This window comes from Acinetobacter guillouiae CIP 63.46, from assembly GCF_000368145.1.
In the GTDB taxonomy this organism is placed as follows: domain Bacteria; phylum Pseudomonadota; class Gammaproteobacteria; order Pseudomonadales; family Moraxellaceae; genus Acinetobacter; species Acinetobacter guillouiae.
Map to the genome: position 1 here is coordinate 50319 of NZ_KB849284.1, position 16364 is coordinate 66682.

Genomic DNA, 16364 nt, shown 5'->3' on the forward strand with positions numbered 1-16364 from the left:
AACGGCGAAGGAAAACAGTGATGCGATCCAACTTTATTACATTCAAAATTATTGCAATCGCAATTTTAGTTGCCTTATTTTGGATAGGCTTACTCTTTATTACCAGTCTGGTCTCAGAACGACAAGATTATCAACGGGCATTTCTGAAAGAAATTGCACAAAACAATATTAGCCCTCAAACCGTGATTTCACCGTATATCCGTGTGCCCTACAATGAGCAAAAAAACTGCCTCGATGAAAAGAAGGTGGCCTATTTGTGTACTGAGGAACAATGGCTATATATCAGTGCTGACAGCACGCAATGGTCATCCAACTTTAATGTTTCTGACAACACTTATAAACGCACCATCTATCGAGCAATTAGCTACACCGCAAATCTCATGGCCAAAGGCGTATTCCAAAAACCAACACTTGAAAAGAAAGATTACCAATGGGACCGAGCTGAAATTATCTTCCCTGTACATGATCCTCGCGGCTTAGATACCCAACCGAACTTAAACATGCTCAATAAAAGTTATGCTTTTGAAATGAGTGCTCAAGGCAGTAACAGTTCTGGTTTTGACTTTATGTATGTTTCTGCAAAAAAGTATCCTGAATTAATCAATGCCATTCAAAATGGTTTCACTTTTGATTTAACCGCCAATATTACGGGTCTGGGAAAATTCACCCTGATCCCAACCAGTCGTAGTGTCACTTATCAGGCCAAAGGCAATTGGGCGGATACCAAATATTCAGGACAAAACTTACCCTTTGCAAAAACCAGTACACCGCAACAATTCACCGCACAATGGAAAAATATTGCTCTAGGTCATCAAAACATCAGTAAATTGATTGATTGCGACAACAATGAGTGTATTCGCCAGTTTAGTAATGGCTATTTTGCACAAGAGCCGGCTTATATGGGTGAACCTAGTCAAAGTATTGGTTTATCAACAGAATTCCTAGAATCAGTCAATGTCTATACACAAACAGATCGTGCGATTAAATACGGTATCGTGATTATCATCATCACCTTTGCTTGTTTCTTTCTCTTCGAAGTGCTTAAAAGCTTACGGATTCACCCCATTCAATATTCTTTGGTGGCGATGGCTCAAGTGGTGTTCTTTGTTTTACTGCTTTCGATCAGTGAATACTATGCCTTTGCATGGGCTTATTTCGTTGCTGGAATTGCCTGTGTCGGGCTAATGAGCTGGTACTTATACTATGTGATGAAAGGTTTTAAAGCCGCTGGCCTATTCAGCATCATCCTGAGTTCACTTTATGCCGTGATGTATATGCTATTGCAATCTTCAGGCAAAACCTTCCTGATCGGCTCTATCATTTCATTTGTTTTACTTGCTGTAATGATGTTTATTACACGGCATATCGACTGGTATCAAATCAACAATAAGCCTGAGCAAAAACTCAAATCCTATACGCCTCCGCAAGCTTGATAACGGCACAGTGAATAGCTCAAAGCGATTCACTGGCTTAAAAATAGATTCTAAATAATAGGTATTTCAATGAATATTTCCATACCACAGGAGCAGCAACACTTTAAGCAGTTGCAACAACTTTGTCCTCTGCAATGTTCGATTGCATTTTGTTTAAATCAGTTACGTGATGCGCAGATTCAATTTTTAAATTTAGGCAATTTCATTATTTGCCCAGAATATAACTGTTTGATTATTTTTAAGTATAAAATCCTCATTCGTATAGATAGATTCACCAACAAGCAACAAAGTTAATTTGCAGATTGTAAATGATGACGTAAAATTTAAAACATAAACAAACTTTGAGAATGATCATGACTGTACAACGTTTGCACGTAGAAAAACGCTTTTCCGAAATTGCAATTTCGGGAAATTTAGTTCACTTGGCGGGTCAATTGGCTACGGATTTAAGTTTGGATATCAAAGGGCAAACTCAACAGACCTTAGATATCATTGATCGTTTTCTTGCAGATGCGGGCACAGATAAAAAGCACATTATGTCTGTGATGATTTTTTTAAAAGACATCGAAAAAGATTATGCAGGAATGAACGAAATCTGGGATGCATGGTGTTCAGATATGCAAGCTCTGCCGAGAACTTGTGTAGAAGCAAAGCTTTATCGACCTGATGTTTTAGTTGAAATGACGGTTGTTGCGGTCAAACCAGAATAAGCTCAATACTAAATTTTGAATGAACTAAAAAATGCATGTTTAAACATGCATTTTTTGCTTAGCTATATGCGCGATTTGAGTACAGATCAAACTTCCCCAGTACATGTTCCTCCAACATTTGCGAATGGCTCATTTCTGAAAATTCTGTTAAAAAATCTTCTCGCAAATCCTGATACTCTGGAATCCCCATATAACGAATCACACGATAACCTGCCGACTGTAACAAGGCATCTTCATAGGTATTTTGATTCGAACGCTTAATCGCATTGATATCATCTAAAGCAATCACAGCTAAAACTTTATAATCTTTGTCCAGCACAACAAAGTCTGCAAACATTTGCTGATACTTACGACGTGTATGTAAATATTTTGTCGTTAACAAGGCATCAAAAGATACATGAGCCAAGATATTGGCTTCAGGTAAAATTTCTTTTAAACGCGTAAACGTAATTTGTTCATGTGAGTTAAATACTGCTCTTCTTCGTAAAGCACTATCTGCTTGTTGCTTATTTTTCAATCCTTTATAAGCAGCGGCAATCACGACAGCAAGTAATATCAAACTCGCAACGATTATCATGTCCATTTTTCATTTCCTAATTCTTTATTATAATTTGGTCTACGACCAGTTCTTGTGTATCAAAGATACTATTTTTAATCAGTTCAATTTTGTAATATGCCAGACGCATTCTCATATTTGCTTTTTCAAAATACTCAAATAAATCACATTTTTAACTTATTTATTGAACTATTATTTGTTTTATTCACTTGGTATTTCAACCAAATGAATTGAATTACACCTCATATATATCGCGTATTGAATGCGAATACAACTGAATTTAATGAATCTTGCGTACTATTGTAGGACAATGATATTCGAGAATTGTGTGTTTTTAGTACACTAAAGTTTTCAACAGTTTACAGACACTTATCCACAGTTAGGTATTTTTATTATTCAATTGCTGATTTAAGAAAGGATGCTTAGGCATCCTTTCTTATTACTTTCTCAAACAGCAACTAAGCTCTGCTTTTTGGCTTAGACTTTGCTTTGCCATTTCCAGAAAATGGTTTTTTATCACCTGTTTCGCGCGGTGGTAAACCTGTATGTTGTGTCAATATTTGACCACGCTCAGGACGCTTTTTGGTATTGGAAGGACGCGATTGAGTTTTCGCCTGTGAATTACGGCTATCCCCAGTACGCTTTTGCGAATCACCGTCAACAGTCGAATTTTTCTTACGCGCAGATTGGTATTGCCCTTCAGTTCCTTGCGGTTGATAAGTTGGAATCAGATGATGCTTAGAGTTACCAATCAAATCTACCCGGCCCATTTCACGTAATGCATCACGTAGTAATGGCCAGTTGTTTGGATCATGGTAACGCAAGAAGGCTTTGTGTAAACGACGACGCTTTTCACCTTTTACAATATCCACACTTTCGGTATAACGAGCCACTTTGGCCAACGGGTTTTTCCCCGTGTGATACATCGTGGTCGCTGTCGCCATTGGTGATGGATAAAAGGTTTGCACCTGATCGGCACGGAAACCATTTTTCTTAAGCCAGATCGCAAGATTCATCATGTCATAATCCGTTGTTCCCGGATGTGCAGCAATAAAGTACGGGATTAAATACTGTTCTTTACCTGCTTCCTTACTAAAACGATCAAACATCTGTTTAAAGCGATCATAGGTCCCGATTCCCGGTTTCATCATCTTCGACAATGGACCTTTCTCGGTATGTTCTGGTGCAATTTTTAAATAACCGCCAACATGGTGTTGAACCAGTTCTTTGACATATTCAGGGTTCAATACCGCAAGGTCATAACGTAAGCCTGAACCAATCAGAATCTTTTTGATGCCTTTTAATGAACGTGCTTTGCGATAAAGTTGAGTAAGTGGTGCATGGTCGGTATGTAAATTTTGACATACACCTGGATACACACAAGAAGGTTTACGACAGTTCTTTTCAATCTCAGGATCTTTACACTGCAAGCGATACATGTTTGCAGTTGGACCACCTAAATCTGAGATGATGCCTGTAAAACCTGGGGCTGTATCACGAATTTTTTCAACTTCACGTAAAATTGATTCTTCTGAACGGTTTTGAATAATACGACCTTCATGTTCGGTAATCGAACAGAATGTACAACCACCAAAACAACCACGCATGATATTTACAGAGAATTTGATCATATCAAATGCAGGGAAACGCGCTTCACCATAAGCTGGATGTGGTAGACGCGCATAAGGCAAGTCAAACACATAATCCATTTCTTCGGTGGTCAATGGAATTGGTGGTGCATTTAACCATACATCACGTTCACCATGCTTTTGTACCAATGCACGAGCATTCCCCGGATTGGTTTCAAGATGCAAGATGCGGTTGGTATGTGCATAAAGTACAGGATCCGTTGCCACTTCTTCAAAAGCAGGCAAACGAATCACAGCCAATTCACGCGGCGGTAATTTATGTTTAATTGCTTTAGATGTCGGCAATAAACGTACAATCTGGGTATTCTCATCCAGTTGATCACCTTCACGAACAACAGGATTTGCCACCAATTCTTTTTGGAAATTTTGATATTGGGTTAAAGAATTTCCTTTGCCTTGTTCAATTTCACAACCATCTAAATCTTCAGTCATTACATATGGATTGATGATTGGGTCAACACGACCAATCGCATCAACATCATTCGATGCAATTTCAACAAACTTGGCTTTAGAAACACGATTAATTTTATTGACGATGAATGCCGTACCACGAACATCGGTGATTTCATGAATTTTTTCGCCTTTGGCAAGACGATGCATAACTTCAACAACAGACCGTTCACCATTGCCATACATCAATAAATCCGCTTTGGAATCCATCAGCACTGAACGACGAACTTTGTCTGACCAGTAATCATAATGTGCAATACGGCGTAATGATGCTTCGATACCGCCCAATAATACGGGTACATCAGGAAATGCTTCACGGCAACGCTGACAATATACAGTTGCTGCACGGTCAGGACGTTTATTGGGTAGATTATCTGGTGAATATGCATCATCAGAACGGATTTTACGGTCAGCCGTATAGCGGTTGATCATAGAATCCATATTACCCGCGGTCACACCCCATGCAATATTCGGTTTGCCTAATACTTTAAATGCTTCGGCAGAAGTCCAATCTGGTTGTGCAATAATCCCGACACGAAAACCCTGTGCTTCAAGCGTTCGGCCAATAATTCCTGAACAGAACGATGGATGATCGATATAAGCGTCACCACATACCAGAATAAAGTCACAACTATCCCAACCGAGTTGATCCATCTCCTCACGTGACATTGGCAAAAATGGTGCTGGTTCAAAGCACGATGCCCAATATTTGTCATAATCAAACAACGCAGTAGGCGCTGTCTGAGCAGTATAAGCGGTCGACATGGTGAGTTTCTCGATTGGCAGTTGGCGATCGGGAGAGATCTAAAATGAAAGTTGATCATTTTACCATGAATTTTACTCATGTTGTTTGATTAAAAAGTAAACATTTCTTCTTATCTTCTATTTAGTCTGTTATTGATAGCTTTTTAAGATGTTAAAGATATTCGTCATCCGTTATAAAAGGAAAATTTACCTATCATGATGGATCGTTTAAAAGCGCAGCGAAATTGAATAGAAAAGCTTATTTAACGCTATTTAGATGCAGCAGCTCATACTTTTACCTGATCTTTATGAAGTGTTTGATTTAGTTTTAAAGCCACCAAGAGCCCGATACAAAGTACACAAGTCATCGTAACTGTTAGGCCAAACCATCCATATTTTTCCCAGACTAAACCACTACTGCTGCCCAAGAAACTTGAACCAAGATAATAACAAAATAGATAAAGCGAAGAACCGACAGCGCGATACTGTAAGGATTGTACCGATACCCAACTGCTTGATGTGGAATGGGCGGCAAAAAATGAGAAAGTAAAAATCAATAGGCCAATCAAAATCACCCATAGTGATGGAATCAGCATAATCCATAAACCCAAAATCATGCTTGAGAACATCACAATCAGCACTTTACCTCGTCCAAATTGACGACTCCAACTGGCTGCACGAGGCGAACTATAAATTCCAGATAAATAGGCTATCGAAATTAAACCAATCCAAGTTTGTGACAATTCAAAAGGTTTTTCTAACAGATGATAGCTCATGTAATTAAACACGGTCACAAAGCATCCCATCAGAATAAAACCTTCGACAAACAATAGTCTGAGCTTTGGGTCAGAAAGATTTTTCTTAAAGGACTCGATAAAACGTGTGAATTGAATGGGATAAGATTTAAAGTGTTTAGAGGCAGGTAAGGCTATGTAAAATGTAATCGCGATCAATAAATTAAGTAGACCAATAATCATCGTCGCAGTTTGCCAAGAGATATAATCCAGCAATACCCCTGCAATCAAACGCCCGCCCATTCCCCCTATTGCTGTCCCTGAAATATACAGTCCCATGGCAAAGCCAACATCCTTTTGTGCAATTTCTTCACCGATATAGGTCATTGCGACAGAAGCAACACCACTGACAGCCAAGCCAATCATCATGCGTGTTGCAAGAAATATTTCCCAATACGGTAAAAACGAACTTAGCAATAATAAGCTTGCGGTGGAAAATAAGGAAATGGCCATGATCTGCTTGCGACCATAACGATCTGAAATCAGTCCTGCAAAAAGAAGCCCTAAAGCTAAGGCAATGGTGGAAAATGAAAGCGGGAAACTGCTATGGGTTGGCGTAACATGAAAAAAACTTGCCAAAAACGGCATCATCGGCTGAACACAGTACAATGATGAAAATACAGCAAAGCCAGCTAAAAACAATGAAAGTAAAATTGCGATAAAAGGCCGAGTGCCATACTCAATATAAGCTGTAGATTCAGGTGCTTCAGACATAATTATTCCTCATGTCCGTTCAGTATACGCCTATTTTTAACTCTTGATAAAAGCTAAAGTTTTATTACAGACAATGCCTTGATGATTCAAGTAAGATATAGATTTTAAATATTTGATTTAGAATAAAATTACATGAGTAAATGCAGAAATCAGAAAATAAAAAAGAGCATATTTTTAATACACTCTTCTCGTAATTTTTCAATATATTGAAGTTAAATTTAACTAGCAAGAATCTTAAACTTTTCGTTTTTCAATATTTAGTGCATTGATTGCGAGTACCGCTTGAGTACGGTTCTGTACACCTAATTTACGGAAAATTGCCGTCACATGCGCTTTAATAGTCGCTTCCGAAACATCAAGTTCATAAGCAATTTGCTTATTCAATAAACCTTCTGCAACCATCATCAATACACGGAACTGTTGTGGTGTTAACGATTGAATACGTTCAGCTAAAGCTGTTTCATCTGCGGCACGCGGGTCAAAATTCATATTCGCTGCGGGTAAGTTTGGCGGTAACCAAATATCACCATCCAGCACTTGGCGAATTGCTTCCCCAATATGGCTTGGATGCGCAGATTTAGGAATATAGCCCATTGCGCCATGTGCAATTGCACGTTGAATAATGGACGCATCTTCGTGAGCAGACACCACAATAATAGGAAGTGCAGGATACTGTGCACGAACATGTACCAATGCAGAGAAACCCGATGCGCCTGGCAGATTTAAATCCAACAAGACGAGATCTGGTTCTGGACCATTTTCCAAACGCTCATAAAATTCATTAACAGCCGCAGTTTCACTAATTTGAGCCTGTGGCAAACTATAACGAACCGCCTGAATTAACGCATGGCGAAACAGTGGATGATCATCAACGATTAAAATATTCATAAGCGAAGCGAGAGATCTCTAGCGCAGTTATTTCATTCTAACCGCACTATTGCTATTTAGGATACGTAAATATTAACGAATTTTTGAATAATTTGTCGGCTTTAATTAAAATTCCCTACAATCTTTAGGTCATTTATCGAAATTAAGATTTGAATATCACTTTTAAATATAAAATAAACAGTTAAAAATGAATTACTTATTCATTTTAAGAATATTATTTAACTTCAAATACTTAAAAGACGAAATCGTGCATTATTCAAAGGCTTTGTGGTTTATCTTAAAAACAGATAACCAATCTGTTTTTCATTATTTTACACTGCTTCGTCAAATATAGATTAATGAATGGCATTCCGAGATTCAATTTATTAGGTTGCCAACATGTCTATTTATACTCAACAAAAACCATTAAATATTGTTGCTGTTTCAGGGGGATTAAATAACCCTTCAAAAACCGAAAGTTTAGTTCAAGCGATTTTAGATGAGCTGGGTCAGGCAACACCGATTCATGTTCATTTTATTAAATTCAGTGAAATAGGCCATTTGTTAGGGGGCGCAATTTATCGCAACCAACTGCCACAACGTGTTCAAGATGACTTAGCTGCCGTAGAAGCAGCAGATGCGCTCATCGTGGGAACACCTGTTTATCGTGCATCATTTACTGGTTTATTTAAACATTTCTTTGATTTTGTTGAACAAACAGCGCTAGTCGATGTTCCTGTATTGCTTGCTGCATCGGGTGGTAGTGACCGTCATGCTTTAGTTCTAGAGCATCAGTTACGTCCATTATTTAGCTTCTTTCAAGCGCAAACGCTGCCTATTGGTGTCTATGCAACAGATCGTGACTTTACGCCTGAGTACACCATTAAAAGTGAACACATCCAAGACCGTATCACTTTAGCCGTCGCACGTGCATTGCCAATTTTAGAATGGGCACCTGCAAAAGGTCAGCGAGCAGAAGTGGTGAAAGCCAAAACAGAACAAGCCAATCAAAATTTAGGCATCAACAAACAGATTGAGCAAGATGATGTGCTTCCTTCCGCGGCGATACCAGACTTAGATGCGGCAGAGTCTCGTCTACATGCAAAATCCAAAACACCACAATCACAGGTTGCTTAAGCGCAACCTTGTTATGAATAAATCATAAAAAATTGAGGGTTATGATATGTCACAGTTTTCATCGAATAATGGCCAAGCAATTCGATTTGCCTATTGGGTTCCCAATGTCAGTGGCGGCTTAGTGGTCAGTAATATTGAACAACGTACAGACTGGAGCTATGACTACAATGTCCGTTTGGCACAAGCTGCCGAAAAAAGTGGTTTTGAATATGCCCTCACTCAAATTCGTTTTACCGCAGGGTATGGCGCTGAAAATCAACATGAATCTGTGAGTTTTAGTCATGCACTTTTAGCCAAAACTGAAAAATTAAAAGTAATTGCAGCAATTCTTCCGGGACCATGGAAACCTGTTTTAGCCGCAAAACAGTTGGCGACCATTGATTACCTGACCAATGGGCGTATTGCGATTAATGTAGTAAGTGGTTGGTTCCGTGGCGAGTTTGATGCCATTGGTGAGCCATGGCCTGAACATGATGAACGCTATGTTCGCTCAGAAGAGTTTATTCGTACGTTAAAAGGTATTTGGACAACAGATAACTATAGTTTTGATGGTAAATATTATCAGTTTAAAGACTACACTTTAAAACCAAAGCCTTTGCAAAAACCCCATATTGAAGTATTCCAAGGGGGAAGTTCACGTGCTGCACGTGACATGGCTTCGCGTGTTTCAGATTGGTACTTTACCAATGGCAATACACCTGAGGAACTCAAAAAACAAATCGATGATATTCGTGAAAAAGCCAAGCTAAATAATCACTCAGTCAAAATTGGGGTCAATGCTTTTATCATTGCTCGTGACACTGAAGAAGAAGCAAAAGCGGTTCTACAAGAGATTATTGACCAAGCCAATGTTGAAGCAGTAAATGCCTTTGGCGACGCAACCCGTGAAGCGGGCGCAGCATCTAAAGAAGGTGAAGGTAACTGGGCAAAATCAACCTTTGAAGACTTGGTGCAATATAACGATGGCTTTAAAACTAATCTGATTGGTACACCGCAACAAATTGCTGAACGTATTGTTGCACTCAAAAATGTAGGCGTAGATCTGGTGTTATCTGGCTTTTTACATTTCATCGAAGAAGTTGAGTATTTCGGTGAAAAGGTCTTGCCTTTGGTTCGTCAAATTGAAGAAGCGCAAAAAGATCAAATTACTGCAAAATCAGCTTAAGGCCTATCTCTTCATCGATGGTGCTGTGAAAACAACAATAAATAACTAAAACAGCTTTGCAGCTTTCCCTCTTGACTCGGCTTGAGGGATTTTTTTTAGAATAAATAAAAAGTATTTATAAAAATAGAATCGTATAAATCAGTACAATTATCCTTATATAAATTAGCCAACTTTTGCTTTTTGTTTTATTGAGTGTATTTGTTCTATACATATACTCAACAACCGCAATCTTGGAAAAAATTTCTTTCAACCTTAAAATACGCCCTTTTTGTAGCATAGATGGAAAAAGTGGGTATGGTAGTTTTAAATAAAACAAAAACGATATTTTGTGTCCTCATTGGCAGTATGAGCTTGACGACCTATGTAAACGCCAACGAGATACCTGCAACGTCTATAAAGGTTGAAACTGCGATGAATACGGCATTTCAGCCATTAATGAAAACTTATGCAGTGCCCGGTATGGCAATAGGTGTTTTGTATAACGGGAAAAGTTATGAAAAATACTACGGCGTACAATCACTTGCGAATGCGAAAGCCGTAAATAAAAATACCCTTTTTGAATTAGGCTCAGTCAGTAAGATATTTACTGCAACAGCAGGCACTTATGCACAAAATTTAGGCAAAATTTCTCTTCAAGACCATCCTGAGAAATATTTACCCGCATTAAAAAACTCAGACATTAATCAAGTCACACTCTTAGAATTGGCCACCTACACCAGTGGTAATCTTCCATTGCAATTTCCTGATCAAATAAAAACAGATGCGCAAACACTTAAATATTTTCAAGATTGGAAAGTCAAAAACCCTATTGGTCAATTTCGACAATATTCTAATCCAAGCATAGGTCTATTCGGTGAAGCGACCGCTAAAGCCATGAACATGCCTTTTAGCGCTTTATTAGAGCAAGTGATTTTCCCCAAGCTAGAACTCCAACATACTTATGTCCAAGTTCCTAAAGCACAACAAGGCAACTATGCCTTTGGTTATGATCAAAATAATCACCCGCTTCGGGTCACTGCTGGCGCTTTTGATGCGCAGGCCTATGGGGTGAAATCTAGCCTGCCGGACATGCTACATTTTTTAAATTTAAACTTAAATCCAGATCAAGCCAAAGCAGCGATTAAACCCGCAATTCTCGCGACACATACGGGTTACTTTAAAATGGGTGGTATGACCCAAGCCCTTGGCTGGGAATCGTTCAGCTACCCAGCCACATTAAACACACTATTAGAAAGCAATTCTGATCGGGTTGTGATGCAATCCAACCCTGTTGAAAAAACCCTCGTGAAGACTGGTTCAAGAATCTTCCATAAAACTGGCTCTACCAATGGTTTTGGGACCTATGTTATTTATATTCCACAAGAGAACTTTGGCTTGGTGATGTTAATGAATAAAAAAATTCCCAATGCTGAGCGAATTAAGGCAGCGTATGAAGTGCTCAATAGCTTAAAGCAAAAATCCAATCCTTGATGCTGAAGCATGCCAGATCTCGTTAGGCTTTTGCTTTGTGCATTGTTAAATCATTCATGTTGTATCTATTGCAGGGCAACATAATTGTCGCTGTTGGTAGGGAGGTATAAGACCTACCCCTTATCCAACACAGATTTTTTTCAATCTAAGCTATGGCAATACCAACGCTAAAGCGCTAAGAATGAAATTTTATAAAATGTCATCGGTCAGCTTAGGTTCAAGCGTAAAAACTTGGATCAGGCACTTTTCCAGTCAATACCCATTCCCCTACTTCCTGATACTTATAATCAATCGGATCATGCAAAGTCTGAGTACGGACATTTCGCCAAAAACGATCTAAATTCAATTTGGCTGTTGTCGCTCTGGCACCCATCACTTGGAAAATATTTTGCGTTATAAACAGTGAGCTATTGGTTGCAGCAATTTTTGCAGTCGCAATGGCAATTGAGACTTCACCACGTTGTTCTGCTGTTAATTGCTCACCAATATTCCAAGCCGTTTGCAATGCTGCAATGGCTTTATCGGCAAGTAAACGTACACTTTCAAGCTGTACATAAAACTCAGCAAAATGCTTCTGGGTAAATGGATCATTCACCGCATTTTCAGCCAAAGATGTTGACCATGCTTTCTGACTTTGTATGGTTTGTCTTGCAAGGTCAAAGGCACCTTCAGCAACGCCTAAAAACAGATGCACAAAAATCAATTGTGCGATCAAAGGTCGTAAACTGGAGTAAGGTGTACTTAATGGTCCTGGATTTAACAATAACTCATCTTTGTGAATTTTGACCTGTTCAAAATGACTGGTTCCACTGTCCGTTTGACGCTGCCCCATATTATTCCAATCGCCTAAAAAACTGACCCCTTCTCGACGTGTTGGGATCACAGCTATCAGTAATTTTCCAGCATCATTAAAGCCCGAACAAAGCAGTATGTCTGAATCTATTGATCCTGAGCAAAAGCTTTTATCACCATGAAAAATAAAGTCGTTCTCAGTGAGTTGTTGTACCTTCGTGCGCTGATCTAAAGGGTTTAAAGTATTGCCCCAAAACAAGTTATTGCGGGCAGTGTGTTCAAACCATGCCGAATATTGTTGAGGTTGAGCAAATAACTGTACGGTGGCGATTAATAAATGATGAAAGCCATATACATGTGCCAAGGAGCTATCGACTTGTGCAATACTTTGAATGGTCTGGAAAATTGTTTTCCAGTTCGCTCCTTGCCCGCCATATTGTTGTGGAATAGACAGTCCCAATAAGCCACTTTGACGAATCAAATCCCGTTCCAGCTTTGGATTACCACCTGCTTTATCACGCTCAGCAGCAGTCTGCGCAAATTGTTCTGCCAATTGCTTTGCCGTTGCTAAAGCAGAAAGGTTTAACGCCTGTTGAGGTGCATTCATCATATTTACTCTTATTCCCAGTGCCTTGAGCTTATCAAATCAAGTAAGATTTCCTTATCTCAATGCCTGCATTACTTATTCTGTGGTTTGAAAATCAATAACAAAAAATACCGCTAGAATTTCTCTAACGGTATTCAACTTTTGGCTAGCAAAATCAAGAGACTTCAATCACTAAGAATTGGCCTTAACCTCTGTAATCAACTGATCTACCACACCTGGATCAGCCAAAGTAGAAGTATCACCTAAACTATCTAGCTCATTGGCAGCAATTTTTCTTAAAATGCGTCGCATGATTTTTCCAGAACGGGTTTTTGGCAAAGCAGGTGCCCAATAAATTGCATCAGGTGTTGCTACAGGTCCCAGCACTTTACGTACCCAACTGACCAATTCTTTACGTAATTCTTCAGTTTCAGCTTCACCGGCCTGCAAGGTCACATAGGCCGCTATGCCTTGCCCTTTAATCTCATGTGGCATACCAACAACTGCTGATTCAGCGACTTTTGCATGCGCAACCAATGCACTTTCAATTTCAGCAGTGCCCAAACGGTGGCCCGAAACATTCAAGACATCATCTACACGGCCTGTAATCCAGTAATAACCATCTTTATCACGGCGCGCACCATCACCAGTAAAATAACTGCCCGGATAGGTCGAGAAATACGCTTCAATAAATCGCTCAGGATCGCCCCAAATGGTCCGCATTTGGCCCGGCCAAGAATTCTTAATAATCAAATTGCCTTCTGCTTCACCTTCAAGTTCTTGACCCTCAGCATCAACCAATGCAGGTTGTACGCCAAACAGTGGACGAGTGGCCGAACCTGGTTTAAGTGGAGTTGCACCCGGCAGTGGAGAAATTAAAATACCGCCTGTTTCAGTTTGCCACCATGTATCCACAATTGGACAACGGCTTTCACCCACAACGGTATAGTACCAATTCCATGCTTCTGGATTAATCGGCTCACCCACGGTACCCAATAGACGCAAACTGCTACGGTCACTTTCACGCACAAAAGCATCACCCTCACGCATCATGGCGCGGATCGCTGTTGGTGCAGTATAGAGAATGGTAATGTTATGCTTATCTACAATATGCCCTGTGCGTGCCCATGTTGGATATTGTGGGATACCTTCGGACATGACGGTGGTTGTACCATTGGATAATGGTCCATAAAGCACATAAGAATGCCCCGTAATCCAACCCACATCTGCGGTACACCAGAACACATCATCTTGTTTAATATCAAAAACTTCACGGAAAGTTGAATTGACATAAGTTAAATAACCACCCGTAGTATGTAACACTCCTTTAGGCTTTCCTGTTGATCCAGACGTATATAAAATAAATAAAGGATCTTCGGCATTCATCGGTTCTGGCGGACAGATATCTGTGACCGTCATAATTTCCATGTGATACCACAGGTCACGCCCCTCCTGCATTGTTATTGGATGGCCTGTTCGATGCACCACAATCATTTTTTCAACGGAAGTGGTTCCATCCAGCGCCAATGCTGCATCTACATTCTCTTTTAAAGGAATCGTTTTACCACCACGCATACCTTGGTCAGCGGTAATCACCAATTTAGCTTGACTGTCTTCTATCCGACTTGCCAATGAGTCTGGAGAGAATCCACCAAATACCACACAATGCACTGCCCCTATTCGGGTACAGGCCAGCATGGCAATCGCCGCTTCAGGGATCATCGGCATATACAAAATGACTCGATCACCTTTCCCGATTCCATTTTTCTTTAAGACATTGGCAAAACGACACACTTCATCATGCAGCTCTTCAAAAGAAATGATTTTATGGCGAGATGGATGATCCCCCTCCCAAATAATTGCAGGTTTCAGTGGGTGTTCTTTTAAATGACGATCTAAACAGTTGGCACTGACATTCAGTTGCCCATCTGCAAACCATTCAATTTTAAAATTATCTTTGTCGTAGCTGGTATTTTTTACTTGAGTAAATGGCTTAATCCAGTCCAATTTCTTTGCAGCTTCTGCCCAAAACTCATCTGGATGCTCTACTGACTGTTGATAACGTTCAAAGTATTCTTGTTCATTGGTCCTTGCTGTTTTAACAAATTGTTCTGGAACTGGATAGACTTCATTCATATTCTGCTTCCTTGATTTGCCACCTCATCACGAGATGTATGCCTACGTTCTTGATTTTATTTGCTGCATGTGTTCAGTATTACGATAGCGCATTTCGGTTAACAATTGTGCTTTGGTCGTAGACACGGGGGTCACTTTAACCATCGGAAAATCTTAAGTCATTTGCCAAAATATTCGAATTTTCAATATCTATGGAGTTTTTTTGATCTTATAATTTGTAGTCAGAAGTGCATATGGTTTTTTTCAGAAAAAAACATTTCCTTACCGAACTCATTCAGCTGGACGCGATCATCATGCAAATACAAGAATCGTCGACTTTTTTTTCAAAGCATCAAGTATCACCAGTAGATTATCCCCTTTCCACTCAAGGCCGCTTTAATCGTTTGAGTTATATTGCTTGGTTTGGATTTTTGCATCTCATTTTTACCATTGCATTGCTTGCCCTCGGTCTAGTCTTTGGCATTGTAAATTTACATTCACTGCAATTCAGCCAACATGCGATAAATTCGATTTCAGGATTAGGACAGTTCACTTACCTCGTACTCAGCTGTCTTTATTTATATGGAATGATGGTTGTGATTATTCGCAGGCTGCATGATCGTAATAAATCTGGTTGGTTTATTCTGTTATTGCTGATTCCCATTGTGCAATTCTTGATACTGCTGTATTTACTCCTTGCACGTGGTTGTAATCGCGCCAATCGTTTTGGTCACCCACGTCCATCGACTTTTATTGAAAAATTAATGGCTGGGCTCATGCTAATAGGCTTTATCATCAGCTTAGTTAGCTCTATAAGTGTGGTGTCATTTATGCTGGGGACTGGAGAAATTGAAAATCCAACAACAATCATTGAAAAAGGGACTAAATATTTTTAAGGATAATTGGGGTCTGTTGACAATTCGTCTATGTTTGCGACTACGTGTGTTTTTTAGGCGATACTAGGCGCGAAATACGAAATTTAGTCATTCTAAATGAGTAGTTCGTAACGACGTAGCGGCAAAAAACACGCTAGTCCCCCGCTGCGCCTTGCGCTGCAAACAAAGCAGTGCTTTGTTCTTGCTCAGGGTTGTGGCTAAAATTATCTCAGCCTTCGTTATGAAACTCGAAAATAGTCGCGCTATTCTCTTCGTTTCATGCCTTGCCTGCTCAATTTTAACCTAC

At 39.6% G+C, this 16364-nt stretch carries 13 protein-coding genes; 7 read left to right on the top strand and 6 right to left on the bottom strand.

All coding sequences use genetic code 11. The features are described from left to right. Positions 1–20: 20 nt before the first annotated feature. From creD to F981_RS16240, 3 genes are all read left to right on the top strand, one after another. Entirely contained in the window at positions 21–1433 is a 1413-nt protein-coding gene (gene creD / locus F981_RS16230; protein ID WP_004723454.1) for a cell envelope integrity protein CreD, read from the top strand. A gap of 69 nt (positions 1434–1502) precedes the next feature. Beyond that, positions 1503–1727, top strand: coding sequence for a hypothetical protein (locus tag F981_RS16235; protein ID WP_004723455.1), 225 nt, complete (start codon positions 1503–1505; stop codon positions 1725–1727). A gap of 59 nt (positions 1728–1786) precedes the next feature. Then, positions 1787–2143, top strand: a complete 357-nt coding sequence (locus tag F981_RS16240; RefSeq protein WP_004723456.1) for a RidA family protein — start codon at positions 1787–1789, stop codon at positions 2141–2143. Between the two features lie 58 nt (positions 2144–2201). Here the strand turns inward: F981_RS16240 and F981_RS16245 are convergent, their stop codons facing one another. The 4 genes from F981_RS16245 to F981_RS16260 form a co-directional block, all read right to left on the bottom strand. Next, positions 2202–2726 (bottom strand): DUF2726 domain-containing protein, encoded by a 525-nt coding sequence (locus tag F981_RS16245; RefSeq protein WP_004723457.1) that lies wholly within the window; start codon positions 2724–2726, stop codon positions 2202–2204. Between the two features lie 431 nt (positions 2727–3157). Further along, complete coding sequence (locus F981_RS16250) at positions 3158–5563, bottom strand: YgiQ family radical SAM protein (protein ID WP_004723458.1); 2406 nt, start codon at positions 5561–5563, stop codon at positions 3158–3160. 266 nt (positions 5564–5829) lie between these two features. Continuing rightward, complete coding sequence (locus F981_RS16255) at positions 5830–7050, bottom strand: MFS transporter (RefSeq protein WP_004723459.1); 1221 nt, start codon at positions 7048–7050, stop codon at positions 5830–5832. Positions 7051–7284: 234 nt separating this feature from the next. Next, positions 7285–7938: a response regulator gene (locus F981_RS16260; protein WP_004723460.1), complete on the bottom strand. Its 654-nt coding sequence runs from the start codon at positions 7936–7938 to the stop codon at positions 7285–7287. Between the two features lie 378 nt (positions 7939–8316). On the opposite strand from F981_RS16260, the gene msuE reads away from it, so the two are divergent. The 3 genes from msuE to ampC all read left to right on the top strand — a co-directional run bounded on the left by msuE (position 8317) and on the right by ampC (position 11689). After that, positions 8317–9054 (top strand): FMN reductase, encoded by a 738-nt coding sequence (gene msuE / locus F981_RS16265; RefSeq protein ID WP_004723461.1) that lies wholly within the window; start codon positions 8317–8319, stop codon positions 9052–9054. A gap of 46 nt (positions 9055–9100) precedes the next feature. Next, entirely contained in the window at positions 9101–10219 is a 1119-nt protein-coding gene (gene sfnG, locus F981_RS16270) for a dimethylsulfone monooxygenase SfnG (protein ID WP_004723462.1), read from the top strand. A 345-nt stretch (positions 10220–10564) separates the two neighbouring features. Continuing rightward, entirely contained in the window at positions 10565–11689 is a 1125-nt protein-coding gene (gene ampC / locus F981_RS16275; protein ID WP_409360508.1) for a class C beta-lactamase, read from the top strand. Positions 11690–11906: 217 nt separating this feature from the next. Here ampC and F981_RS16280 read toward each other — a convergent pair whose 3' ends face one another. Together F981_RS16280 and acs are read right to left on the bottom strand one after the other, a co-directional pair. Further along, positions 11907–13091 carry an acyl-CoA dehydrogenase family protein gene (locus F981_RS16280; RefSeq protein ID WP_004723465.1) on the bottom strand — a complete coding sequence of 395 codons (1185 nt, stop codon included), beginning with the start codon at positions 13089–13091 and terminating at the stop codon, positions 11907–11909. Positions 13092–13259: 168 nt separating this feature from the next. Next, positions 13260–15203, bottom strand: coding sequence for an acetate--CoA ligase (gene acs, locus F981_RS16285; RefSeq protein WP_004723466.1), 1944 nt, complete (start codon positions 15201–15203; stop codon positions 13260–13262). Positions 15204–15496: 293 nt separating this feature from the next. On the opposite strand from acs, the gene F981_RS16290 reads away from it, so the two are divergent. Continuing rightward, on the top strand, positions 15497–16078 hold the full coding sequence (locus F981_RS16290; RefSeq protein ID WP_004723467.1) for a DUF805 domain-containing protein: 582 nt from the start codon (positions 15497–15499) through the stop codon (positions 16076–16078). Positions 16079–16364 lie beyond the last annotated feature (286 nt).

What these genes read in the sequence shown, in the direction of transcription:
- creD (WP_004723454.1), top strand. Translation starts at nt 21, where the DNA reads ATGCGATCCAACTTTATTACATTCAAAATTATTGCAATCGCAATTTTA.
- F981_RS16235 (WP_004723455.1), top strand. Translation starts at nt 1,503, where the DNA reads ATGAATATTTCCATACCACAGGAGCAGCAACACTTTAAGCAGTTGCAA.
- F981_RS16240 (WP_004723456.1), top strand. Translation starts at nt 1,787, where the DNA reads ATGACTGTACAACGTTTGCACGTAGAAAAACGCTTTTCCGAAATTGCA.
- F981_RS16245 (WP_004723457.1), bottom strand. Translation starts at nt 2,726, where the DNA reads ATGGACATGATAATCGTTGCGAGTTTGATATTACTTGCTGTCGTGATT.
- F981_RS16250 (WP_004723458.1), bottom strand. Translation starts at nt 5,563, where the DNA reads ATGTCGACCGCTTATACTGCTCAGACAGCGCCTACTGCGTTGTTTGAT.
- F981_RS16255 (WP_004723459.1), bottom strand. Translation starts at nt 7,050, where the DNA reads ATGTCTGAAGCACCTGAATCTACAGCTTATATTGAGTATGGCACTCGG.
- F981_RS16260 (WP_004723460.1), bottom strand. Translation starts at nt 7,938, where the DNA reads ATGAATATTTTAATCGTTGATGATCATCCACTGTTTCGCCATGCGTTA.
- msuE (WP_004723461.1), top strand. Translation starts at nt 8,317, where the DNA reads ATGTCTATTTATACTCAACAAAAACCATTAAATATTGTTGCTGTTTCA.
- sfnG (WP_004723462.1), top strand. Translation starts at nt 9,101, where the DNA reads ATGTCACAGTTTTCATCGAATAATGGCCAAGCAATTCGATTTGCCTAT.
- ampC (WP_409360508.1), top strand. Translation starts at nt 10,565, where the DNA reads ATGAGCTTGACGACCTATGTAAACGCCAACGAGATACCTGCAACGTCT.
- F981_RS16280 (WP_004723465.1), bottom strand. Translation starts at nt 13,091, where the DNA reads ATGATGAATGCACCTCAACAGGCGTTAAACCTTTCTGCTTTAGCAACG.
- acs (WP_004723466.1), bottom strand. Translation starts at nt 15,203, where the DNA reads ATGAATGAAGTCTATCCAGTTCCAGAACAATTTGTTAAAACAGCAAGG.
- F981_RS16290 (WP_004723467.1), top strand. Translation starts at nt 15,497, where the DNA reads ATGCAAATACAAGAATCGTCGACTTTTTTTTCAAAGCATCAAGTATCA.